General features: G+C 61.9%; 15 protein-coding genes, 2 tRNA genes and 3 rRNA genes. 1 reads left to right on the plus strand and 19 read right to left on the minus strand.

Annotated elements, in window-relative coordinates; genetic code table 11:
• Positions 1-44 precede the first annotated feature (44 nt).
• The 14 genes from rrf to ABIE53_RS18870 all read right to left on the minus strand — a co-directional run bounded on the left by rrf (position 45) and on the right by ABIE53_RS18870 (position 15623).
• Positions 45-158: ribosomal RNA gene (gene rrf / locus ABIE53_RS18805) — 5S ribosomal RNA — on the minus strand.
• A gap of 219 nt (positions 159-377) precedes the next feature.
• A 23S ribosomal RNA gene (locus ABIE53_RS18810) occupies positions 378-3260 on the minus strand.
• Between the two features lie 353 nt (positions 3261-3613).
• Positions 3614-3689 (minus strand) — tRNA-Ala (locus tag ABIE53_RS18815).
• Between the two features lie 56 nt (positions 3690-3745).
• Positions 3746-3822: transfer RNA gene (locus ABIE53_RS18820), tRNA-Ile, on the minus strand.
• 72 nt (positions 3823-3894) lie between these two features.
• Positions 3895-5427 (minus strand): 16S ribosomal RNA (locus ABIE53_RS18825).
• The 16S, 23S and 5S rRNA genes sit together here with 2 tRNA genes alongside, the layout of an rRNA operon.
• Before the next feature lie 523 nt (positions 5428-5950).
• A complete protein-coding gene (locus ABIE53_RS18830) occupies positions 5951-6517 on the minus strand; it encodes a phosphonate degradation HD-domain oxygenase (protein ID WP_029970323.1) in 567 nt (188 codons plus the stop codon).
• 4 nt (positions 6518-6521) lie between these two features.
• On the minus strand, positions 6522-7973 hold the full coding sequence (phnY, locus tag ABIE53_RS18835) for a phosphonoacetaldehyde dehydrogenase (protein ID WP_192699895.1): 1452 nt from the start codon (positions 7971-7973) through the stop codon (positions 6522-6524).
• A complete protein-coding gene (phnA, locus tag ABIE53_RS18840; RefSeq protein WP_192699894.1) occupies positions 7970-9247 on the minus strand; it encodes a phosphonoacetate hydrolase in 1278 nt (425 codons plus the stop codon). The genes phnY and phnA overlap by 4 nt, the downstream gene beginning before the upstream one ends.
• Positions 9248-9311: 64 nt before the next feature.
• The gene (locus ABIE53_RS18845; protein ID WP_192699893.1) at positions 9312-10058 is read right to left on the minus strand and encodes a phosphonate utilization associated transcriptional regulator; all 747 of its coding nucleotides are present in this window, start codon (positions 10056-10058) and stop codon (positions 9312-9314) included.
• Between the two features lie 94 nt (positions 10059-10152).
• A complete protein-coding gene (gene phnV, locus ABIE53_RS18850) occupies positions 10153-11016 on the minus strand; it encodes a 2-aminoethylphosphonate ABC transport system, membrane component PhnV (RefSeq protein WP_006053231.1) in 864 nt (287 codons plus the stop codon).
• On the minus strand, positions 11006-11989 hold the full coding sequence (locus tag ABIE53_RS18855) for a 2-aminoethylphosphonate ABC transporter permease subunit (protein ID WP_192699892.1): 984 nt from the start codon (positions 11987-11989) through the stop codon (positions 11006-11008). The genes phnV and ABIE53_RS18855 overlap by 11 nt, the downstream gene beginning before the upstream one ends.
• On the minus strand, positions 11967-13067 hold the full coding sequence (phnT, locus tag ABIE53_RS18860) for a 2-aminoethylphosphonate ABC transport system ATP-binding subunit PhnT (protein ID WP_006053233.1): 1101 nt from the start codon (positions 13065-13067) through the stop codon (positions 11967-11969). The genes ABIE53_RS18855 and phnT overlap by 23 nt, the downstream gene beginning before the upstream one ends.
• Positions 13068-13168: 101 nt before the next feature.
• A complete protein-coding gene (phnS, locus tag ABIE53_RS18865; RefSeq protein WP_029970318.1) occupies positions 13169-14257 on the minus strand; it encodes a 2-aminoethylphosphonate ABC transporter substrate-binding protein in 1089 nt (362 codons plus the stop codon).
• 610 nt (positions 14258-14867) lie between these two features.
• Positions 14868-15623: a DeoR/GlpR family DNA-binding transcription regulator gene (locus ABIE53_RS18870; RefSeq protein WP_006053235.1), complete on the minus strand. Its 756-nt coding sequence runs from the start codon at positions 15621-15623 to the stop codon at positions 14868-14870.
• A gap of 572 nt (positions 15624-16195) precedes the next feature.
• Here ABIE53_RS18870 and ABIE53_RS18875 point away from each other — a divergent pair.
• A complete protein-coding gene (locus ABIE53_RS18875; RefSeq protein ID WP_192699891.1) occupies positions 16196-16546 on the plus strand; it encodes a hypothetical protein in 351 nt (116 codons plus the stop codon).
• Between the two features lie 133 nt (positions 16547-16679).
• Here the strand turns inward: ABIE53_RS18875 and ABIE53_RS18880 are convergent, their stop codons facing one another.
• The 5 genes from ABIE53_RS18880 to ABIE53_RS18900 form a co-directional block, all read right to left on the minus strand.
• On the minus strand, positions 16680-17516 hold the full coding sequence (locus tag ABIE53_RS18880; RefSeq protein ID WP_192699890.1) for a DeoR/GlpR family DNA-binding transcription regulator: 837 nt from the start codon (positions 17514-17516) through the stop codon (positions 16680-16682).
• A gap of 78 nt (positions 17517-17594) precedes the next feature.
• Positions 17595-18596: a 4-hydroxythreonine-4-phosphate dehydrogenase PdxA gene (pdxA, locus tag ABIE53_RS18885; protein ID WP_029970316.1), complete on the minus strand. Its 1002-nt coding sequence runs from the start codon at positions 18594-18596 to the stop codon at positions 17595-17597.
• Between the two features lie 72 nt (positions 18597-18668).
• Complete coding sequence (locus ABIE53_RS18890; RefSeq protein WP_192699889.1) at positions 18669-20015, minus strand: four-carbon acid sugar kinase family protein; 1347 nt, start codon at positions 20013-20015, stop codon at positions 18669-18671.
• On the minus strand, positions 20012-20992 hold the full coding sequence (locus ABIE53_RS18895) for a 2-keto-3-deoxygluconate permease (RefSeq protein ID WP_029970314.1): 981 nt from the start codon (positions 20990-20992) through the stop codon (positions 20012-20014). Before ABIE53_RS18895 ends, ABIE53_RS18890 begins: the two co-directional genes overlap by 4 nt.
• 434 nt (positions 20993-21426) lie before the next feature.
• Positions 21427-22053, minus strand: a complete 627-nt coding sequence (locus tag ABIE53_RS18900; RefSeq protein WP_006049722.1) for a DAK2 domain-containing protein — start codon at positions 22051-22053, stop codon at positions 21427-21429.
• Positions 22054-22057 lie beyond the last annotated feature (4 nt).

Raw genomic sequence — 22057 nt, forward strand, 5'->3', positions numbered from 1 at the left:
GAAACCCCACCTTTGCGGGGTGGGGTTTCTGACACTGCTGGGGAGCCTGACGATTACCTACTTTCACACGGGTAATCCGCACTATCATCGGCGTGGAGTCGTTTCACGGTCCTGTTCGGGATGGGAAGGGGTGGGACCGACTCGCTATGGTCATCAGGCATGACTTGTTGTCGTGCTGGGTTTTGGGCCAACACAACCAATCTGGAAGAAGTAGTTTCTGGTGATGCTCACCAGGGTAAAGCTGTTTGGGCTGTGTTGTTCGAGGCACAACATCGATCACTCAACCGTGTGTGGTCTGCATAAGACCCTGCGCGTGGCGCAGGGTGGGGCATCCATAAGTGCTGAAGCACTAACGGCTGCCGACACACACCTGTTATAGGATCAAGCCTTACGGGCAATTAGTATCAGTTAGCTGAACGCATTACTGCGCTTACACACCTGACCTATCAACGTCCTGGTCTTGAACGACCCTTCAAGGGGCTCGAAGCCCCGGGGATATCTCATCTTAAGGCGAGTTTCCCGCTTAGATGCTTTCAGCGGTTATCTCTTCCGAACATAGCTACCCGGCGATGCCACTGGCGTGACAACCGGTACACCAGAGGTTCGTCCACTCCGGTCCTCTCGTACTAGGAGCAGCCCCCTTCAAATATCCAGCGCCCACGGCAGATAGGGACCAAACTGTCTCACGACGTTTTAAACCCAGCTCACGTACCTCTTTAAATGGCGAACAGCCATACCCTTGGGACCGGCTACAGCCCCAGGATGAGATGAGCCGACATCGAGGTGCCAAACACCGCCGTCGATATGAACTCTTGGGCGGTATCAGCCTGTTATCCCCAGAGTACCTTTTATCCGTTGAGCGATGGCCCTTCCATACAGAACCACCGGATCACTATGACCTGCTTTCGCACCTGCTCGACTTGTCGGTCTCGCAGTTAAGCACGCTTATGCCATTGCACTATCAGCACGATTTCCGACCGTACCTAGCGTACCTTCGTACTCCTCCGTTACACTTTGGGAGGAGACCGCCCCAGTCAAACTGCCTACCATGCACTGTCCCCGATCCGGATTCACGGACCAGGGTTAGAACCTCAAACAGATCAGGGTGGTATTTCAAGGATGGCTCCACGCAAACTGGCGTTCACGCTTCACAGCCTCCCACCTATCCTACACAGACCGGTTCAAAGTCCAATGCAAAGCTACAGTAAAGGTTCATGGGGTCTTTCCGTCTAGCCGCGGGGAGATTGCATCATCACAAACACTTCAACTTCGCTGAGTCTCGGGAGGAGACAGTGTGGCCATCGTTACGCCATTCGTGCAGGTCGGAACTTACCCGACAAGGAATTTCGCTACCTTAGGACCGTTATAGTTACGGCCGCCGTTTACCGGGACTTCAATCAGGAGCTTGCACCCCATCATTTAATCTTCCGGCACCGGGCAGGCGTCACACCCTATACGTCCACTTTCGTGTTTGCAGAGTGCTGTGTTTTTATTAAACAGTCGCAGCCACCAGTTTATTGCAACCCCTTCACCCTTCTGGCGCAGGCCAGTCAGGCTACAGGGGCGTACCTTATCCCGAAGTTACGGTACCAATTTGCCGAGTTCCTTCTCCCGAGTTCTCTCAAGCGCCTTAGAATACTCATCTCGCCCACCTGTGTCGGTTTGCGGTACGGTCACTGTTGAACTGAAGCTTAGAGGCTTTTCCTGGAACCACTTCCGATTGCTTCGTCGCCTAAACGACTGGCCTCGCACCCTTGAATTCCGCGCCCGGATTTGCCAAAGCGCCTTCTCCAATGCAAGGACCGGGACTTCCAACACCCGGACAACCTTCCGCGATCCGTCCCCCCATCGCATTCAACACTGGTGCAGGAATATTAACCTGCTTCCCATCAGCTACGCATTTCTGCCTCGCCTTAGGGGCCGACTCACCCTACGCCGATGAACGTTGCGTAGGAAACCTTGGGCTTACGGCGAGGGGGCCTTTCACCCCCTTTATCGCTACTCATGTCAGCATTCGCACTTCCGATACCTCCAGCACACTTTCCAGTGCACCTTCGCAGGCTTACGGAACGCTCTCCTACCATGCACATAAATGTGCATCCGCAGCTTCGGTATATGGCTTAGCCCCGTTACATCTTCCGCGCAGGACGACTCGATCAGTGAGCTATTACGCTTTCTTTAAAGGATGGCTGCTTCTAAGCCAACCTCCTGACTGTTTTAGCCTTCCCACTTCGTTTCCCACTTAGCCATATTTGGGGACCTTAGCTGGCGGTCTGGGTTGTTTCCCTCTTGACACCGGACGTTAGCACCCGATGTCTGTCTCCCGTGATTGCACTCTTCGGTATTCGGAGTTTGCTATGGCGTAGTAATCCGCAATGGACCCCACAACCATGACAGTGCTCTACCCCCGAAGGTGATACACGAGGCACTACCTAAATAGTTTTCGGAGAGAACCAGCTATTTCCAGGTTTGTTTAGCCTTTCACCCCTATCCACAGCTCATCCCCTAACTTTTCAACGTTAGTGGGTTCGGACCTCCAGTACGTGTTACCGCACCTTCATCCTGGCCATGGATAGATCACCTGGTTTCGGGTCTACACCCAGCGACTGAACGCCCTGTTCGGACTCGCTTTCGCTACGCCTGCCCTAATCGGTTAAGCTTGCCACTGAATGTAAGTCGCTGACCCATTATACAAAAGGTACGCCGTCACCCTCTTGCGAAGGCTCCGACTGTTTGTATGCATGCGGTTTCAGGATCTGTTTCACTCCCCTCCCGGGGTTCTTTTCGCCTTTCCCTCACGGTACTGGTTCACTATCGGTCGATCACGAGTATTTAGCCTTGGAGGATGGTCCCCCCATCTTCAGACAGGATTTCACGTGTCCCGCCCTACTTGTCGTACACCTAGTTCTTCCTCGCTGTTTTCGTCTACAGGGCTATCACCTGCTATGGCGGCACTTTCCAGAGCCTTCGACTAACAATGAAGATAAAGAGTACAGGCTGGTCCCATTTCGCTCGCCACTACTCTGGGAATCTCGGTTGATTTCTTTTCCTGCGGTTACTTAGATGTTTCAGTTCACCGCGTTCGCTTCACATGGCCTATGTATTCAGCCACGGATACCTCAAAAGAGGTGGGTTTCCCCATTCGGACATCTACGGATCAAAGCTCGTTTGCCAGCTCCCCGTAGCTTTTCGCAGGCTACCGCGTCCTTCATCGCCTGTGATCGCCAAGGCATCCACCACATGCACTTGTTCGCTTGACCCTATAACGGGTGTGTCTTCTCGGCCAGTGTTAGTGCTTTAGCACTTACTCTGGCCCGATCCCCGAAGGGGACCAGCGATCCGATCACTCGCTACAGGTTGAGTATTCGTGTTGCGCCGTATTCCAAGAGCAATCTTTCGATTACCTTTAAAATACATCGATACAATCACAACCCTGATTCACCTACTCGCACACCCATCTCTAAGCATGCTTTCGTGAATCTCTTTACTACTTCTTCCTGATTGTTAAAGAACGACAGCCGATACAAAGCTCTGCTTCATACCACTTGCTGACTGGCTCAATCGCCAATGCACAACGCTCTGCCTGTTTCACAGAACGCTACGCATTGAGGATTGGTGGAGGATGACGGGATCGAACCGACGACCCCCTGCTTGCAAAGCAGGTGCTCTCCCAGCTGAGCTAATCCCCCAAGTCACTGCACAGCAGCACCAGAGGTTTCAGTCCATCAGCTCACCAGACATGACATGGTGGGTCTGGATGGATTCGAACCATCGACCCCCGCCTTATCAAGACGGTGCTCTAACCGACTGAGCTACAGACCCCTGAGTCTGTCTGCGTTTCTTCACTACAGCCGATAAGCGTGAGCGCTCAACGTTTGACACGTTCAGCTCTGGAAAGGAGGTGATCCAGCCGCACCTTCCGATACGGCTACCTTGTTACGACTTCACCCCAGTCATGAATCCTACCGTGGTGACCGTCCTCCTTGCGGTTAGACTAGCCACTTCTGGTAAAACCCACTCCCATGGTGTGACGGGCGGTGTGTACAAGACCCGGGAACGTATTCACCGCGGCATGCTGATCCGCGATTACTAGCGATTCCAGCTTCACGCACTCGAGTTGCAGAGTGCGATCCGGACTACGATCGGTTTTCTGGGATTGGCTCCACCTCGCGGCTTGGCGACCCTCTGTTCCGACCATTGTATGACGTGTGAAGCCCTACCCATAAGGGCCATGAGGACTTGACGTCATCCCCACCTTCCTCCGGTTTGTCACCGGCAGTCTCCCTGGAGTGCTCTTGCGTAGCAACTAGGGACAAGGGTTGCGCTCGTTGCGGGACTTAACCCAACATCTCACGACACGAGCTGACGACAGCCATGCAGCACCTGTGTTACGGCTCCCTTTCGGGCACATCCACCTCTCAGCGGACTTCCGTACATGTCAAGGGTAGGTAAGGTTTTTCGCGTTGCATCGAATTAATCCACATCATCCACCGCTTGTGCGGGTCCCCGTCAATTCCTTTGAGTTTTAATCTTGCGACCGTACTCCCCAGGCGGTCAACTTCACGCGTTAGCTACGTTACCAAGCCAATGAAGGCCCGACAACCAGTTGACATCGTTTAGGGCGTGGACTACCAGGGTATCTAATCCTGTTTGCTCCCCACGCTTTCGTGCATGAGCGTCAGTATTGGCCCAGGGGGCTGCCTTCGCCATCGGTATTCCTCCACATCTCTACGCATTTCACTGCTACACGTGGAATTCTACCCCCCTCTGCCATACTCTAGCCCGCCAGTCACAAATGCAGTTCCCAGGTTAAGCCCGGGGATTTCACATCTGTCTTAGCGAACCGCCTGCGCACGCTTTACGCCCAGTAATTCCGATTAACGCTTGCACCCTACGTATTACCGCGGCTGCTGGCACGTAGTTAGCCGGTGCTTATTCTTCCGGTACCGTCATCCCGCCCGGATATTAGCCAGGCGGTTTTCTTTCCGGACAAAAGTGCTTTACAACCCGAAGGCCTTCTTCACACACGCGGCATTGCTGGATCAGGCTTGCGCCCATTGTCCAAAATTCCCCACTGCTGCCTCCCGTAGGAGTCTGGGCCGTGTCTCAGTCCCAGTGTGGCTGGTCGTCCTCTCAGACCAGCTACAGATCGTCGCCTTGGTAGGCCTTTACCCCACCAACTAGCTAATCTGCCATCGGCCGCCCCTGTAGCGCGAGGTCCCGAAGGATCCCCCGCTTTCCTCCGCAGAGCGTATGCGGTATTAATCCGGCTTTCGCCGGGCTATCCCCCACTACAGGACACGTTCCGATGTATTACTCACCCGTTCGCCACTCGCCACCAGGATTGCTCCCGTGCTGCCGTTCGACTTGCATGTGTAAGGCATGCCGCCAGCGTTCAATCTGAGCCAGGATCAAACTCTTCAGTTCAAACCTGTTACTGTTTTCGGGCTCTTTCGAACCCGGTCGCTCACTCAACGTACTGACGAAGTGTCTAACCATCTCTCGATGACCAAACCTTCCTTTCATTACTGTGTGAGACTTGATACTTTCGCTTCTCGCCCGGCTCCGGAGCTAAACCCCGCAACCCGGCGCGCGTCGCGCATCAAGCGCCCACACTTATCGGCTGTTAGTTTTTAAAGATCGGTTCGCACACTTCACAGCGCCCATTTCAACCACCCCGGCACTGCTTCGTCCTGCGTCGCTGCATCAGCAGCAGAGAAGCGAGATTATGAAGAACTTCCGTCGCGCCGTCAACAGGTTTTTGCTACTGACTCACCCTGCCGCCACCGCTGGAAGCCTTGCCGCTATTGGCTCTCCCGCTTCCCGTGCCCCGGCGTCCGGAGCACGAAAGAGCGAGATTCTAGCGAGCCGGCCGGCGCCTTGCAAGCGTTATTTCCACATAAGGAAATTGCTCGAGAACGGTCGTCACGAGCTATGAAAACCGGACCGTTCAAACTCCCGAAATCGCGCGCTTATGCATGACGCGCTCAACCACTGCGAGGTAGTGATCGATACCCGGCGTCGCGCGATTTTCTTCTTTTGCGCGGTCGTCCCATTTACGCAGACGCAGCGCGTCCTGTGCGTATGGCTTCTCGAGAAACGCTTCGGCTTCGTCGCGGCTGAAGATCCCGCCTTGCAACTGCAGACTTCGCACCGAATCGGCGGAAAGCTGGTCGAAATACGCGTCGTCGATGGCGCAAAGGCAGCGCTTTGCGTCCACATGCAGACGAATCGGCTCCAGTACCGCGTCCGGCAGCACGGCGCGCAGAAACGGCAACGCGAAGTACTGGTGCAGATCGTCGATGCCCCGCTCCGTCGGCGTCGCGCCTTGCAGATTGAGCAAATGCCCGAGGTCGTGCAAAAACGCGGCGGCGACGAGTTCGTCGTTCGCGCCAGCCTCTTCCGCTAACACGCCGCTTTGCAATGCATGCTGGAGTTGCGTGACCGGTTCGCCGCTATAAGCGATGCCGCCATATTGCTCGAATAGCGAACGGATGTCGCTCACACTCAGTGCCACGCCGTCACTCCCACGGTAATGAAAAGATTTTCAGATTGGTAAAGCTCTTCATCGCTTCCTGAACGCCTTCCTTATAGCCGAGCCCCGAATCCTTGATTCCGCCGAACGGCGTCAACTCGATCCGATAGCCCGGCACTTCCCACACGTTGACCGTGCCCACCCGCAACTCGTTGATGAAACGCGTGATCGCGTCCTGTCGGTTCGTGCACACGCCCGACGACAAACCGAATCGCGTGCCGTTGCTGATACGGATAGCGTCGTCGAGCGTGTCGAACGTGATGATCGGCGACACCGGCCCGAAGGTTTCCTCGCGCACCACGCTCATTTCGGGCTCAACTCTGTCGAGCACCGTCGGCGAATACAGCGCGCCATTGCGCCGATTGCCGACAAGCAAACGCGCGCCGCCCGCAATCGCCTCGTTCACGCGCGATTCGAAAAGCTGCGCCGCCGCGACGTCGATGACCGTGCCCATCTGATTGGCCGCATCGAATGGATCGCCGAAGCGCCAAGCCCGCGTCTTCTCGACGACCAGCTCGGCGAAATCCGCCGCGACGCGTTGTTGCACGAGCATCCGCTTGACCGCCGTGCAGCGTTGACCGGAGTTCTTGTACGAGCCCTGCACGGCGAGCGTCGCCGCGCGCTCGAGATCGGCGTCGTCGAGCACGATCAGCGGATCGTTGCCGCCCAACTCCAGCACGACACGCCGATACGCCGCCTTCGCCGCGATGTATTTGCCGATCGCCACGCCGCCCGTGAACGTGACGAGTTCAGCCAGCGGATGCGTGATGAGTTCATCGGCGATTTCGCGCGGGTCGCCGGTCAGCACTTGCAACATCGGCGCGGGCAAACCGGCCTCATACAGAATGTCGGCGAGATAAAGCGCCGACAACGGCACCTTCTCCGACGGCTTCACCACGACGCGATTATTCGTCGCGATTGCCGGCGCGATCTTATGCGCGACCTGGTTCATCGGATGGTTAAACGGCGTGATGGCGACGATCACGCCGGCGAGCGGCTCGCGCTGCGAAAACACGCGCCGCCGCTTGCCGTGCGGCGTCAGATCGCACGCGAAACTCTGCCCGTCGTCGCGCAATGCTTCCATCGCGGCGAACTTGAACACGTCGGCGACGCGGCCAATTTCATATCGCGAGTCCTGCTTCGACAGACCCGATTCCAGCGAGATCAGATCCGACGCCTCTTCGGTTCTCTCGCGCAACAAAGCGGCCGCGCGCTCGAGAATCTGCGAGCGTTCATAGCGCGTGAGCTTCGGCTGATAAGCCGCGGCGTAGTTGAACGCGGCGCGCACATCGTCGACGCTTGCAAGCGCCGCCGTGCCCACGCGCGTACCCGTGTACGGATCGAACACGTCGAACGAGCGAGGACGCGCCGCGCGTTCGCCTTCGAGCCGCAGCGTTTCCGCCCGGAAGGCCGGATGGTCCCGCAGCGTCGTGTTCATGATGCCGACACGCGGTTCAATGCGACGTCGAAGATATCGAAGTTGCGCAGCCGCCGGCCACTGTCCGCGGTCGGCAATCCCTCTACGCGCCGATTGAAAAGCAGCGGCACTTCCTGTTCCGACAAGCCGCCATGCGAGCGCAACGGCACGGTCAATCCGGAAAGATCGTGCTCGTCGCGGCGCGTGCCGAGCACGACATGCTTCGTGCCGATCACAACAATGTCGCCGACGCGGTCGTTGGGCAACTCGAAGCGTTCGCACGCGGCGCGGTTATCGAGCACGAGTTCGACTCCCGCAAGGCCGCGAATACGCTCGATCACCTGCGCGGCGCTCACATCGCGTGGCAAATAGATTGTCGCGAACGAACCGAGCGCGCCGTGATGCACCACGTACGGGTCCGTGATCGGCAGAATCACGCGCGCCTTGCGAGCGCCGAGCCATTCGTCCAGCACGTCCTGCAGATAGATCACATTCGGCTCGCCGCTTTGCGGATCGTGCTTCGCGTTCATGCCGTGATCGGCGGTCAGTCCGATCACCCAGCCGAGCGCGTCGAGTTGCGCGAGATAGCCGTCCATCATCGCGTAGAACGCGTTCGCGCCTTCGGTGCCCGGCGCGAATTTGTGCTGGATGTAATCGGTCGTGGACAGATACATCAGGTCGAGCGTGCGCGTTTGCGCGAGCCGCACGCCCGCCGCGAACACGAACTCCGACAGCGCCGCGCTGTACACGTCGGGCAGCGGCAAGCCGACCAGACCGAGCACTTCGTCGATGCCGTTTTCCTCGCGCGTCACCGTGTCCGCTTTTTCCGCCGAAAAGCAGATGCCGTTCAACTGCCAGCCCAGCAAGCGGCGCAACTTGTCTTTCGCGGTGACGACGGCGACCGCCGCACCGGCTTCGCTCGCGGCAGCCAGCAACGTGCCGGCGCGCAGATAGGCCGGATCGTTCATCATCACTTCGGCGCCCGCACCATCGTTCGCGTCCGGGTCCAAGAAGTAATTGCCGCAGATGCCATGCACCGAAGGCGGCACGCCGCACACGATCGACAGATTGTTCGGGTTGGTGAACGACGGGATCACGCAATCGCCCTTGAACGCCGCGCCGCCCTTCAGCATCTTGCCGATGAACGGCGCAACGCCGGCCGCGACCGCCGCCTCGAGATAATCGAACTCACAGCCGTCGACGCACACCACGACCGTCGGCCGCGACGGCAGCCTGTAGCGGCGGCCGTTGACTTCAATCATCCGCCCAACCGTTTCTTCGTTCGTGCTTGCCATTGTTCCCGTCCCTGCGTGCCGCGCACGCGTGCTCGAGCCAATCGGTTAAACCCACCTCATCGCTTCACTCGTCCGACGCCGGCGTAAATCGCGCCGCATCCAACTGGCCTGCCGCCGCGCCGCTTTCCTCGCACGCCGCATGCGCGCGCTGCAAGCCGCCGTGCACATGAGCCTGCATCAGCGCCGCAGCACGCGCGGCGTCGCGTGAAGCCAGCGCGGTCAGAATCGCGCGATGCTCGGCCAGCGAGCGCTCCATCGCGTCGGCATGCACGACCAGCGCCGCGCGGCGAAAGAGACTCAGCTCGCTCACCAGCCTTCGATACGTCTCATACAGCTTCACATTGCCGGCCGCCGCCACGATCGCATCGTGAAACGCGACGTTGGCACGCGCATACGCGTCGGCGTCCTGCGTGTCGAGCGCGGTGCGCATCGCGTCGAGCCAGTCGCGCAGCACCGCCAGTTGTTGCGCGTCGATGCTCGCGGCCAGCATGCGGCACGCTGCCTCCTCGAGCACGGCGCGCACCGCGTAAATTTCGTCCGCCTCGGCGAGCGACACCGTCCGCACGAACACGCCGCGGTTCTTCTCAGTGCGCACGAGCCCCGCCTGCTCGAGCGCCCGAAACGCCTCGCGCACCGGCCCGCGCGACACTCGCAGACGCGCGGCCCACTCCGCTTCGTTGAGCTTGTCGCCCGGCGCAAGCTCGCCCTCGACGATGTGCCTTTCGATTTCGTCGCGGACCAGCGCCGTCAGCGAATGCCTGCGCACAACCTCAATCGGATCGACGGAAGCATCTTGCATATATTCGGTCATTTTGACAAATTTCGCCACATCAAAAAGGACGTTTGCGCGACGGCGTCTCGTGAGCCAGACGCGCAACGCAAGCAGGGAAATCGTGAATGCGGGCTCAGTCGATCCGGCGACGCGGCACGCGCGCGGCAATGACGAGCAGCGCGGCAAGCGAAACGAGCAGCAAGATCAGCGACAGCGCCGACGCCGGCAAGTAATAACCACGCTCCACCTGACCGACGACCACGATCGGCACCGTCGCGAAGCCCGGCGGATAAACCGTGAGCGTCGCGCCCAGTTCGCCGAGCGACAACGCGAAGCCGAGCGCGAGACTCGCGCGGATCGCCGGCACGAGTTGCGGCAGCACGACGCGGCGCAGCACCATCGACGGAGGCGCGCCGAGGCTCGCGGCCGCTTCGCGCAGAACCGTCAATTCGGGGCGCAGCGCGGCGGCCGCGCATCGGTAGCAGAACGGCAGGACCAGCGCGAGTTGCACGAACACGACGATCGCCGCCGAGCTCGACAAATCCACCGGCCGCTTGTGATATGCGATCAGCACCGCGAGCCCGAGCACGACGCTCGGCACGCCGTTGGGCATCATCGCGATGGTGTCGACGAAGGCGCCGAGGCCGCGCCGGTCGCGTCCTTCGAGCGCAAGCGCGAGCCAGAGCCCGAGAATCGTGCCGAGCACGGCGACGCCCATGCCGATTTCGAGGCTCGTCGTCAGCGCGTCGAAATCGCTCGACGAGAGCCGCTCGAACCAGCGCGTGCTGAAGCCGTCGGGCAGGATCGTGCCCGACCAGTGAGCCGCCACGCTCGAAAGCGCGACCACGATCACCGGCAACACGAAAAGCCAGAAGCACAACAGCGCCGCAAAGCCGAGGAACAATCCGCCGAGCATTCTGACGACGAGACTGCGGCGCACCGGCCGCGCCTTCATGTGCATGACCGGCAGCACGGTCGGATCGAGTTCATCGGCCATGACCCGCTCCTTTCACCTTGCGGCGATTGACCTGGCGGTACAACGCGTACAGCGACAAAGACATGACGAGCATCACGACCGCGCCGGCGGCGGCCGTCGGCAGATCGAGATCGACGGTGGCCGAACTGTAGATCGCGACCGGCAACGTGATCAGATGCGCGCTGCCGAGCACGAGCAGAATGCCGAACTCGTTGAGCGTGAGCAGAAAGCACAGGATCGTGCCGGCCGCGATGCCCGGCCACGCGAGCGGCACGATCACCTTGAACGCGACCATCCAGCCGCTCGCGCCGAGGCTGCGGGCGGCTTCGATCAGACGCATGTCGAGCGTGGCGAACGAGGCCAGCGTCGGGCGAACGACGAACGGCGCGTAGAACACGACTTCCGCGAGAATCACGCCGCCCACGCCGAACAGAAAATCGAGCGGCGGCGCTTGCAGATGAAAGAGCCGTTGCAAGCCGATGCTCACGGAGCCCTGCGAGCCGTACAAAAAGATCAGCGTGAAGGCGACGAGGAACGACGGGAACGCGACGAACAGTTCGAGAAAACGCGTGACGAGGCGCGCGCCGGGAAACGGCTTGAAGAACAGCAGCGAGGCAAGCGCGACGCCGAGCAGCGACGCGAGTCCGGCGCTCGCGAACAGAATCCACAGCGTCGTGCCGATCACGCCGCGCGTTTCCGGATTGCCGAAGAATGCCGCGTACGCTTGCAGACCGAAGCCATGCGGCCCGCTCAAACTCAGCGCCACCAGCCGCACGAGCGGATAGATGACGAGCGGTCCGAGCACGACCACCGCGATGAACAGCAGATGCCATTGCGCCGCGCGCTGGCGACGCTTCACCGCGGCGCGATGCGAAGCGGCGCTCGCGCTGCGGCGAGCGTCGGCGGCTGCGGAAGCGGACGCCGACGCCGATGCCGACGCCGATGCCGACGCGGTCAGCGAAGCCGGCGCCTCAGGGCTTGATAAGGACGACATCGTCAGCCTCATAACGCAGGGAAACACGCGCGCCTTTCTCCGGCATCATGCCGTGGCCGCGCTGCATCGTGACGAGCACCGGTTCGTTCGGCATTGCATCCAGCATGACGGAAACCGACAACACCGCGCCATACCATTCCACCGACGCGATCGCGCCATGCAAGTGCCCTTCGCCGAGCGGCACGATGCGCAGCGCCTCGGGCCGCAGACAAGCGACGCGCTCACGCTCGTTATAGCGCGCGTCGTCCATGCTGAAAGCGACTTGCGGCGGCAGCAGATTGGCCGCGCCGAGATAGCGCGCGACGAACGCGTCGGCCGGCGCGTCGTATAACTGTTGCGGCGTGCCGAGCTGCGCGATGCGTCCGTCGCGCATCAGCAGCGTGCGGTCGGACAGCACGAGCGCGTCGTCCTGATCGTGCGTCACGCAGACAATCGTCAGATGCGGCAGGCGCTCGTGCAGTGCCTTGAGTTCGGAGCGCACCGACGCGCGCAGGTTGGCGTCGAGTGCGGACAGCGGCTCGTCGAGCAGCAGCACGTCCGGCTCGATCACCAGCGCGCGGGCGAGTGCCACGCGCTGCTGCATGCCGCCAGAAAGCTGCGCGGGCATCACATGCCCGGCGTCGCCGAGTTGCACGAGCTTCAACGCATCGGCGACGCGACGCGTGATGTCTTTCGCCGATATGCGCCGCGCGCGCAAGCCGAACGCGACGTTCTCGAACACCGACAGATGCGGAAACAGCGCATAGCTCTGGAACAGCAGACCGAGATTGCGCTTATGCGGCGATACGTGCGTGAGATCGTGACCGGCAACGGTCAGCGTGCCCGACAACCCGTCCGCCTCGATGAAACCGGCGATGAAGCGCAGCAGCGTGGTCTTGCCGCAGCCGCTGCGGCCGAGCACGGTCAGCAACTCGCCGCGCTGGATCGTCAGCGACAGATCGTCGAGCACGGTGCGCGAGCCGAAGCGCACCGTCAGATGGTCGATCTGCACGCCGCCGGGCGCGTCCGAACGCGCCGCGCCGAGGGCGTCCGGCGACGCGCCGAGCGCGCCTGGATCAGCAAGACTGGCGGTATTCACCGGGTTCATCCTCCAACAAGATTGATGCGCGTGCAGCGCCGTGGCGGCTCAAAAAGATCGCGCAGGCGCTGCATGTTCCAGATTTACTGCGTATTGCGAAGTTACTTCGGCTTGACGACTTCGATCTGCTTGCCCGACGAACCGACCACGTCGTTCTTCCAGCGCGCGGTCCAATCGGCTTTCTTCGCCATGACCTGATTCCAGTCCACCGGAATCAGCTTCACGCCCGCGATGGCCTGCTTGACCGTTTCGCCGTTCTTGCCGGCGAGCGGCACGTCGGTGCGGCCAGGAATGCCGAAGATGTCCGGCACTTTCGCTTGCACTTCCGTCGACATCAGATAGTCGATCAGCTTCTTGCCTTGCGCCTGGTTCGGACCGTTCTTGATCAGACCGATCGCGTAAGGCAACTGGAACGTGGTCGGCTGGCCGCCCGGCGCCGCCGCGAGAAACACCGGCTTGAGCGACAAGCCGCCGTTGGCCGCGTCGTCGAGATCCATTTGCAGATCGCCGTTCGCGAACGCGATTTCGTTACGCGAGAGCAGCACGTCCAGATAGCCCGTGCCCTTGGTGTGGAACTTGGCGCTTTGCTCGAGCTTCTTCAGATACTCGAACGCCTTGTCCTCGCCCATCAGCGACGACGTCAGGATGATCACGGCCATGCCGTCGCCGGCCGTCGCCGGATTCGAGTACGCGATCTTGCCGCTGTAGTCGGGATGCAGCAGATCGGCGAAAGTCTTCGGCGCGTTTTTCGTGACTTCAGGATTGATCGCGAACGAGAAGTAGTTGTTCACGAAGGTCGCCCACGCGCCATTGGATGCCTTCGCGATCGCCGGGACGTTCTTGTAGTTCGCGCTCTGATAAGCCTGCAGCAGACCGTTCTGGTCCGCTTGCTGGATGAACGGCGGCAAGGTCACGAGCACGTCGGCCTTCGGCTGATCTTTCTCGATCGTCGCGCGGTTCACCACTTCCCCGCTGCCCGCAGTGACGATGTTCACCTTCACGCCTTCCTTCTTTTCGAAGGCCGGCAGTACGTCCTTGTAGAGATTTTCGAGGCCGTCGGCGGTGTAGAGCACGACGGCGTCGGCCGCGTGCGCCTGTATCGCCGCGCCGCCGAACAACGTGGCGGCCAGCAGCGCCGGCAACAGCTTGCGTGCGAGGCCCGTGGCTTGAGAGGAATTGGTCTTTGTCATGTCGCTTCTCCGAAAGGCTTAAAACCAGACGGCCGGGAAAACCCGATACCTGTTGTGATTGAACGGCGCGTGGGCCGCGCCGTTTGCGCTTTTATCTGTTGCCTGCGTGCTGCTTGCATGTCCGCTGCGTGCTGCTCGCTTGCTGGTTGCGTGCTGCTTGCTGTTTGCGTAACCGTTGCGTGCGTGTTGACTGCTCGTTTGCCTGCATGTTGCCCGGCGGCGGCGCCGCTGTCCCGTGTGGATTGCAGATTGCCGACAACCCGAACGCGTGATGTTTGCCCCGGCATACAGCTGCTTACGACCTTCGCGCTGCCTGCCGCGCCTGCATGGGCACGGCAAGGATCACAGGTTTCGATGACAACGCCATGACCATTCTGTCGAATTCCAAAAAACGACACAATTCGCCAATAATAGCCAAGCTGCAACGAAGTGCCAGGAGAACATGCCGGGGAATTCCGACGTTGCCGCCGGATGCGTGGCGGGTATCAGCGAACGAATTGCGCGGACGCGTGACCGGGCGGTTGTGTGGGCGTGTTGCATGCGCCTTTTTGCAACCGCCGCGCGTCGTACGGCGCGGCGGCCTGGGCATCTGCCTGCTTGCGCGCGTCGCTCAGGCAATCACGATTTCCGGACCATGATCGGTGATCGCCTTGCCGAGCGAGCGCTCGGGCGCCAGCTCGGTCACGAGATAGCGCGCCGATTCGATACCGTTGATGCGCACAGGCGTCACGCGGCCGAACTTCGAATGATCGGCGACGACGACCACGGTGTCGGCGGCGGCGATCATGCGGCTGCGCACCTCGGCGGCCATGCGGCTGTAGTCGGTCAGATAGCCGTCGGGCGAGATGCCGCCCGCGCCGATGAAGGCGAAGTCCGCGTGATATTGCGTGAGCTGGTGCACGGTATCGAGCCCGAACGTCGCGTCTTCGATGTCGGAAAGCTCGCCACCGAGCAGCGTGACGCGGTTGTCATTGCGCCGGCCGAGCAAGAGCGCGATGCGCCAGTCATTGGTATAGACCGACAGGCGGTGGCGGTCGAGCAAGGCTCGCGCGACGGCCTGCGTGGTGCTGCCGGAGTCCACGATCAGCGACGCGCCGTCCGGAACGAACTGCGCGGCGCGCTCGCCGATCGCACGCTTCGCGCCCGCATTCGCGGCTTCGCGGGTGTCGAGATCGGGTTCGCGCCGGTCGCTCGATAGCGCGCCGCCATGCGTGGTGACGAGCAGGCCGCGCCCGGCCAGCGCGTTAAGGTCGCGGCGGATCGTCTCGCGCGACACGTTCAATTCGCGCACCAGTTCGGCGACCGAAAGCGCGCCGGTTTTGGCGACTTGCGCCAGGATGTATTGATGACGTTGTTCTGCCAGCATTCAGGACGGTTCCTTCGTCTTCCCGCGAGAGGCGTATCGCGCGGGGTGCTTCTTTGTCAAATGCCCTTGAAATAAGGGCTTTTCGTATCAGTAGTCGGTCGTCTGCAGGTTGCTGAGTTCAAGACGTTAGCGTAGCTTTTTTCACTCGCCAGCCGAAAACCTGCGCCGACCATGAGGTTCGATGCCAAGGCCGCGAAACAGCTAGAACGACGGCCGGACGCGTCGGCAAAAGCTGGGCGAGTGGCAAGACGTTCGCACGCGCCACGACGCTGGCGACGCCCCCGTTCCTGCTCGCAAGGCACCAAATCAGCCTGTGATAGCTTCGCCGCCGGAATCATACACGGAGCGGAAACTGTGCGAGGACTTCGTCACGGGCCACATCGCCCGCAGGGCCCTTGCTCCTCGCGCTGCCGACATGACCAGCCCAAGCAGATCCCATTGCGATAAAACCTGTATGGATGTACAGTATCCCACACGGAACCGCCGCTATTGCGCAGGCTGCCACGGCTGATGCATGCATCAGCCGATGGCTTGCAAAAAGTGGCAGCAATGACAGGCAGGCAGGGGGAATCGTGAGAAAACTTGGACTTGCGTTACTGACGGCGGCGTTCGCGCCGATGGCTTTCGGGGCCGGCACCTATTCGGAGGTGTGGAATCCGCCTGAGGCGCGCGCGACTGCCCCGCACCGGGTGGCTACCGCACACAGGCTCGCAGTACGACGCCATGTGGCCTTGCACGCGAAAAAGCTGCGTTCGCCGCGCGCGCTGGCAACTGCTCCACGGCTCGTGGCGAAGCAAGGTATTGCGCAAAAGACCTTGCGCAACGAAGAACCAGACATGTCCGAGATTCCGCGGCAAACCACGCCGGAAGGCAACGTGCTTCGCGTGAAAGGCCACGCGGCATCCGCTCACGTCGTGCGCTAATGCAATCGCAGAAGTAACGCGGCCATGACGTATGGAGTCACGCCATCGTTGAGCAAAACAACGGCGACCTCGGGTTCCCTGCGGAATTTGTTGCTGCGCGGCTTGGCCCATACAGACAACCAGCCGTCACTGCTCAATCCCGAGCGACTCCAGTACCTCGAACCGCCGCTTCGCGGGGCGTGGCAGCGAGCGGCGCGTTCTCGAGATCGGCCGTCTCCACCACGACGCGCTGAAGCGCCCTGAACGGCGCAAGACACGCCTCGTCCGCGACACTCGACGTAATAAGCCGCCAGTCGCGCTCGAGGGGAGTCCAATGCTGCTGCCGCGAGCGGCCGAGCTTATCGGCGTCCGCGAGCACGATGACCTGCGCCGCGCGCCGGATGATGCAGTCCTTCAGATACGCCTGCTGCGCGCTGGCCTCGCAAAGCCCGAAACCGGCAACCACGCCGTCGGCGCCCAGGAACGCCTTGTCCACGCTCAAACGGCTCAGCGAAAGTTCGGCGAGCGGCCCGACCGTGCTCATGCTCGAGTTGCGCAGATCGCCGCCGATCAGCGTCAGATGCACGCCCGGTGCATTGGCAAGCGTCATGACGGCAAGCAGGTTGTTGGTAACCACATGAAGATCAGCACGCGAGCCAAGATGCCGCGCGAGCGCTGCACAGGTGGTGCCGCCGTCAAGCAATACCGTATCGCCGTCGTGCACGTGCGCGGCAGCCGCACGCGCAATGGCTTCCTTCTGATCGCGCTGCGTCGCCTTGCGCTCCTCGAGCGACGCCTCCGGTTCATGCGAGCCGATAAGCGCGGTCGCGCCGCCATAGGTGCGTACTAGCCGCCGCTGATTGGCGAGCGTCGTCAGGTCACGCCGGACGGTTGCCTCGGACACGCCGAGCGCGGCGCTCAGTTGCTCTACGTTGGCGTCGCCGGTCAGGACGAGTTCGAGAATCGCGCGATGGCGCTCGGACGCTTTCATGGGTGTGATTCTGCTGTAACAAGGCTGCCGATGTTACACCACGGTTCGCACGCCATCTTCGGCGTTAATTGCGCGGGTTCAGCCGCGCCGCGTCGCGAGTTCCGCGCCCTGGCGCAGTGCTTCGAGCAGGCTGCGCTCGTCGGCAATGCCCTTGCCCGCGATGTCGAATGCGGTGCCATGATCGACCGACGTACGGATGACTTCGAGACCCACCGTCACGTTCACGCCGGCTTCGAGACCCAGCACCTTCACCGGGCCATGTCCCTGGTCGTGATACATCGCGACGACGAGATCGAAGTCGCCCCGGCCCGCGCGGAAGAACAGCGTATCCGCGGGTAGCGGGCCGGTCACGTCCAGGCCGCGCTCCTGCAACACTTTCACTGCCGGAACGATCTTCTCTTCTTCCTCGCCGTAACCGAACAGGCCGTTTTCGCCCGCGTGTGGATTGATGCCGCACACGCCGATACGCGGCTTCGCAATGCCGGCCTTGACCAGTGTCGCGTTGCCGCGCTCGATCGTGCGTTGCACGAGGCCCGGCTCGATCTTGCGGATCGCGTCGATGATGCCGATGTGCGTCGTCACGTGGATCACGCGCAGTTGCGGCGCTACCAGCATCATCGACACTTCATCGACGCCCGTCAGGTACGCAAGCATTTCAGTGTGGCCGGGAAACTTGTGGCCGCCCGCGTGCAGCGCTTCCTTGTTTAACGGCGCGGTGCAGATCGCGTCGATCTGCTTCGCCTCCGCGAGTTCGACCGCGCGCGCGATGAACCGGTACGCGGCGTCACCCGCGACTGCCGACAACTGGCCGAACGGCAGATCGTCGGGAATCAGATCGAGGTCGATGCAGTCAATCGTGCCCGGCTCATAGCGCGCTTCGGCCGCCTCCTTGATACGGCGGATTTTCGCCGTGCCGCCAACGATCTGAGTCGCGCGTTCGAGCCGGCGCGCATCGCCGATCACGAGCGGACGGCATTGCTTGTAAACGATGTCGTGCGCAAGGCTCTTGACGACGATCTCCGGGCCGACGCCCGCTGCGTCGCCCATCGTGATGCCGATTACGGGAAGGTAGTTGCTCATGGTGTTTTGCCTGGTCCTTGATGTCTGTGCAGTCCTGCCAGTCCTGCCTGCCTGATTACGCCAACGCGGCGATCAGGCCGAGTCGTGTAATCCGGTTCCGGCGGCTGCCGGTGCTGCGGATGCTGCCGGTTCTGCCGGCGCTTCGTGCAGATAGCGCCAGGCGGCGAACAGCGCATGATCGGTGCCGAAGGCGCCCGCCTTCGTGACGATACGCAAATGCGGCCGCAAAGCGCACGTTGCGACGGGCTTGCCGACTGCCACACCCGCTTCGATCTCCGCGATCAGTTCGATACTGCCGATGCCGGCCGCGCTCAGCATCGCTCGCGCCGTCTCGCCGCCCGTGGCGATCAGGCCGCCGAGCGCCGCAAAGTGCGGCTTGACGAGCGCAGCAAGGGCCGCGGACAGCAACGCGCCTTCCGCAGGATCGAACGCATCGTCGCGGCCTATGCGCAGCAGGAGATCGGCGCGCGTACCGAGCGCCTCGCCAATGCGCGTCTGCCATGCCGCCCAGTCCGCGTGACGTTCGCCGTCACGCAGCACGCCTGGCGGCACCGTCAGTTCCGCCATGCCGGCGCGATCGCGCAGCATCGCGCACTGCCGCTCCGATACCGCCGACAGGCTGCCTACCAGCACCAGCACCGGCGAATGGTCTTGCTGTTTCTGCTGCTTCTCTTGTTTCTCTCGCTGCCGTTCGGAAGCGCTTGTCGTCTCTTCTGCCGCTCGCGCGCCGAACAAGCCTTCAAGGCTCGCGATCTCGCGAGCAAGGCCACCCGAGCCGACCCAGAACAACGCCTGATCCATTTGGGTGGTGGCCTGCGCGAGCGTCAGCAGGTCTTCGCTGGTCTCTGCGTCGACGATCAGCGCCTGCGTGCCGCTCGCCGCCACCGCCGCGATCCGCGCCGTGAGCGCCTGACCGCCTTCGCGCAACGCATCCACGTTCAGTTGCGCCGTCGACAGACCGACCTCCGCCAGCATCGCATGCAGGTCAGCGGCGCGGCCGGCGTTTTCAAGCTTCCAGGTATCCGTAGTTTCGAGCGGCTTGCCGTGCACCAACACACGACCGCCGCGCAATGTCCGGCCGGTCGCCGGGAATGCCGGCGCAACGATCGCCAGACCCGCGAGCGATTGCAGCGCGGCGACTTCCGCGGCCCAATTGCCGCGCAGCGTCGAGTCGATCTTCTTGTACAGACGCCGGCCCGGTACGCGCAACGCCTGCCAGGCCGCCGCAGTGCGCCGCGCGGCCTCGGCGGCCGTCAGCCGGCGCGTGTCGGTATCGGCGGCGATCACGTCGGCCGCATGGGCGTCGAGCGCTTGCGCCGACGCCTCGAGCGCGACGACCGTGCGATAGCCCGCGCTCGCGAAACCGATCGCGCAATCCGCCGCGCCGGACAGATCGTCGGCGATGATCAGCATGCTCATCGCGCCAGCTCCCTCGATTCGCGCCGTACCTGCACGCGTTTTGCGACGGCGGCGGTCAGGATCGGCGACAGGATCGCGGTCACCACCACGCAGGCGGCCACCAGCAGCGTCGCGCTTTTCGCTGCTTCCGCGTAGACCGGGTTGGCGGCGGCGATCAGCGCGGGCACGGCGGCCGCATTGCCCGCCGTATTCGCCGCGGCCGTGCCCGCGACTCCGGTGCCGCCCGTCAGACGGTCGGCGAGATAGAGCGGAATGCCGGTAACGATCACGACGGCGATGCCAAGACCAATGCCGAGGACGCCGGCCTGCCAAACCTTATGCAGGTCCAGACTGGCCCCGAGCGCCAGCGCGAAAAAAGGAATCATGACCGGGACGGCTTTGCCGAGAAACGCCCGCATTTCGCGGTCGAGATTGCCGAGCAGCATGCCGAAAACAAGCGGCAATATGCTGCCGACGAGCGTGGGCCACGGAAACGCGGACAGGCCGGCGACGCCCAGCGTGACCATCGTCAGGAACGGTCCGGATTCGAGCGACATGATGGTGTACGCGCCGACATCTTCAGAACGGCCGTACTGGCCCATCAACGCCATGTAGAGCCCGCCGTTGGTGTCGTTCATCGCCGCGACCACGGCAAGAGTCGACAGGCCGGCGAACAGCCCGGACGAAATCGGCTGTTCACCGAGGAAATGTCCCATCACGACGCCCACGACGATTGCCGCGCCGACCTTGGTGACGAACAGCGCCCCGCCCTTTTTGAGCAGATAGGGTGTCGCTTTGACATCGATGCTCGCGCCCATGCAGACGTAGAACACCGCGAGAATCGGCAGCGCGCCAGTGAAAAGCGCATTCGTGAACGAGCCGAAAAACTTCGGCATGCCCGGCAGAAAGGTCGCGACGAGCGCGCCTAACAGCAGGGGGACGATCATCATGCCGCCGGGTACGCGTTCGATGCCGCGCTTGATGTTTATTTGGGCCATGCCAGTCTCCGCTCTGATTGGGTTTTGATCGGATCGGTCGCTTTTTTGATTGAAACGATCATGTCCAAGTGTACTGCGGTCGGCAGACTTGCGCAAATCGCTCATTTTTATGATCGAAGTGATCAAAACGGCAGATTGGGAATTAGGGAGTCTGGGCGGCGGCGTGTCGCTAATCATGCGCGGCACGCATTCGAACGCGAGCAAGCCGCCAGCAAAGCGCAGGCGCGCATGCTCCGCGTAGGGTCGACACGCGGGAGGCAGCGTGGACTAGCTATGGACGTGCGGGCGCATGAGCTTCGGTTACCAGGGAGGGCGATAACCTGCGGACGCGGCGACAGCCGACACCTATCGCCGCGTCCGCGAACGCTTTCTCCGGCGCGGGCAGCGCGGCTGCGAACCCGCCCGCACCGTCAATGAACGTGCTCTCTGTCGCCCTAGGCGGCAAACGCCGTGCGCAGCGCCTCCAGAAAGCGCACGTAAGCGGTCGCACCGGGGTCCGCATGGCCGATGCTCCGTTCCTGCACCCAGGCGGCACGGCCTTTTCGCGACTGCATCGAGGCCGTGGCGGCGACTTGCGCCTGCGCCGTCGCGATCATCGCGTCGAGCAGTTCGACGGCGCTGCCTTCCGATGCCTCCAGGGTGTCGAGGCTCGGAACAAGCGCATCGAGCACGGTCTTGTCGCCGACCTGACTCTTGCCGCGCTCGACGATGCGAGCCGCCACCGCGCGCCCGATCGTCAGCGCGTCGGCGCGCCCGGCGCTCTGTACCCCGGCCGTCGCCTTGGCAGCAGCAAGCAGGCCGCCGCCCACGAGCGCCGCGAACGTTGACGGGTTGGCGGTCGAGAACGCCTTGCCGGCAGCCAGCAGCACATCCGCAACCGATGCTTCGTCGGGCAGTGCGGAAAGCGCCTTCACCACCGCTGCCGATCCTGCGCGTACCGTGATGCCGAGATCGCCGTCGCCCAATGCCGCGTCGAGTTCGCGCAGTTCGTCGGCGTGGGCCGGCAGCGCATTCAGTGCGCGCGTCAAAACCTCACGCATTTCCTTGCTGGATACAGTCATTGCC

Origin of the sequence: Paraburkholderia sp. OAS925, from assembly GCF_040543975.1 — a bacterium.
Taxonomy (GTDB): domain Bacteria; phylum Pseudomonadota; class Gammaproteobacteria; order Burkholderiales; family Burkholderiaceae; genus Paraburkholderia; species Paraburkholderia graminis.

What these genes read in the sequence shown, in the direction of transcription:
- phnY (WP_192699895.1), bottom strand. Translation starts at nt 7,973, where the DNA reads ATGAACACGACGCTGCGGGACCATCCGGCCTTCCGGGCGGAAACGCTG.
- phnA (WP_192699894.1), bottom strand. Translation starts at nt 9,247, where the DNA reads ATGGCAAGCACGAACGAAGAAACGGTTGGGCGGATGATTGAAGTCAAC.
- ABIE53_RS18845 (WP_192699893.1), bottom strand. Translation starts at nt 10,058, where the DNA reads ATGACCGAATATATGCAAGATGCTTCCGTCGATCCGATTGAGGTTGTG.
- phnV (WP_006053231.1), bottom strand. Translation starts at nt 11,016, where the DNA reads ATGGCCGATGAACTCGATCCGACCGTGCTGCCGGTCATGCACATGAAG.
- ABIE53_RS18855 (WP_192699892.1), bottom strand. Translation starts at nt 11,989, where the DNA reads ATGTCGTCCTTATCAAGCCCTGAGGCGCCGGCTTCGCTGACCGCGTCG.
- phnS (WP_029970318.1), bottom strand. Translation starts at nt 14,257, where the DNA reads ATGACAAAGACCAATTCCTCTCAAGCCACGGGCCTCGCACGCAAGCTG.
- ABIE53_RS18870 (WP_006053235.1), bottom strand. Translation starts at nt 15,623, where the DNA reads ATGCTGGCAGAACAACGTCATCAATACATCCTGGCGCAAGTCGCCAAA.
- ABIE53_RS18880 (WP_192699890.1), bottom strand. Translation starts at nt 17,516, where the DNA reads ATGAAAGCGTCCGAGCGCCATCGCGCGATTCTCGAACTCGTCCTGACC.
- pdxA (WP_029970316.1), bottom strand. Translation starts at nt 18,596, where the DNA reads ATGAGCAACTACCTTCCCGTAATCGGCATCACGATGGGCGACGCAGCG.
- ABIE53_RS18890 (WP_192699889.1), bottom strand. Translation starts at nt 20,015, where the DNA reads ATGAGCATGCTGATCATCGCCGACGATCTGTCCGGCGCGGCGGATTGC.
- ABIE53_RS18895 (WP_029970314.1), bottom strand. Translation starts at nt 20,992, where the DNA reads ATGGCCCAAATAAACATCAAGCGCGGCATCGAACGCGTACCCGGCGGC.
- ABIE53_RS18900 (WP_006049722.1), bottom strand. Translation starts at nt 22,053, where the DNA reads ATGACTGTATCCAGCAAGGAAATGCGTGAGGTTTTGACGCGCGCACTG.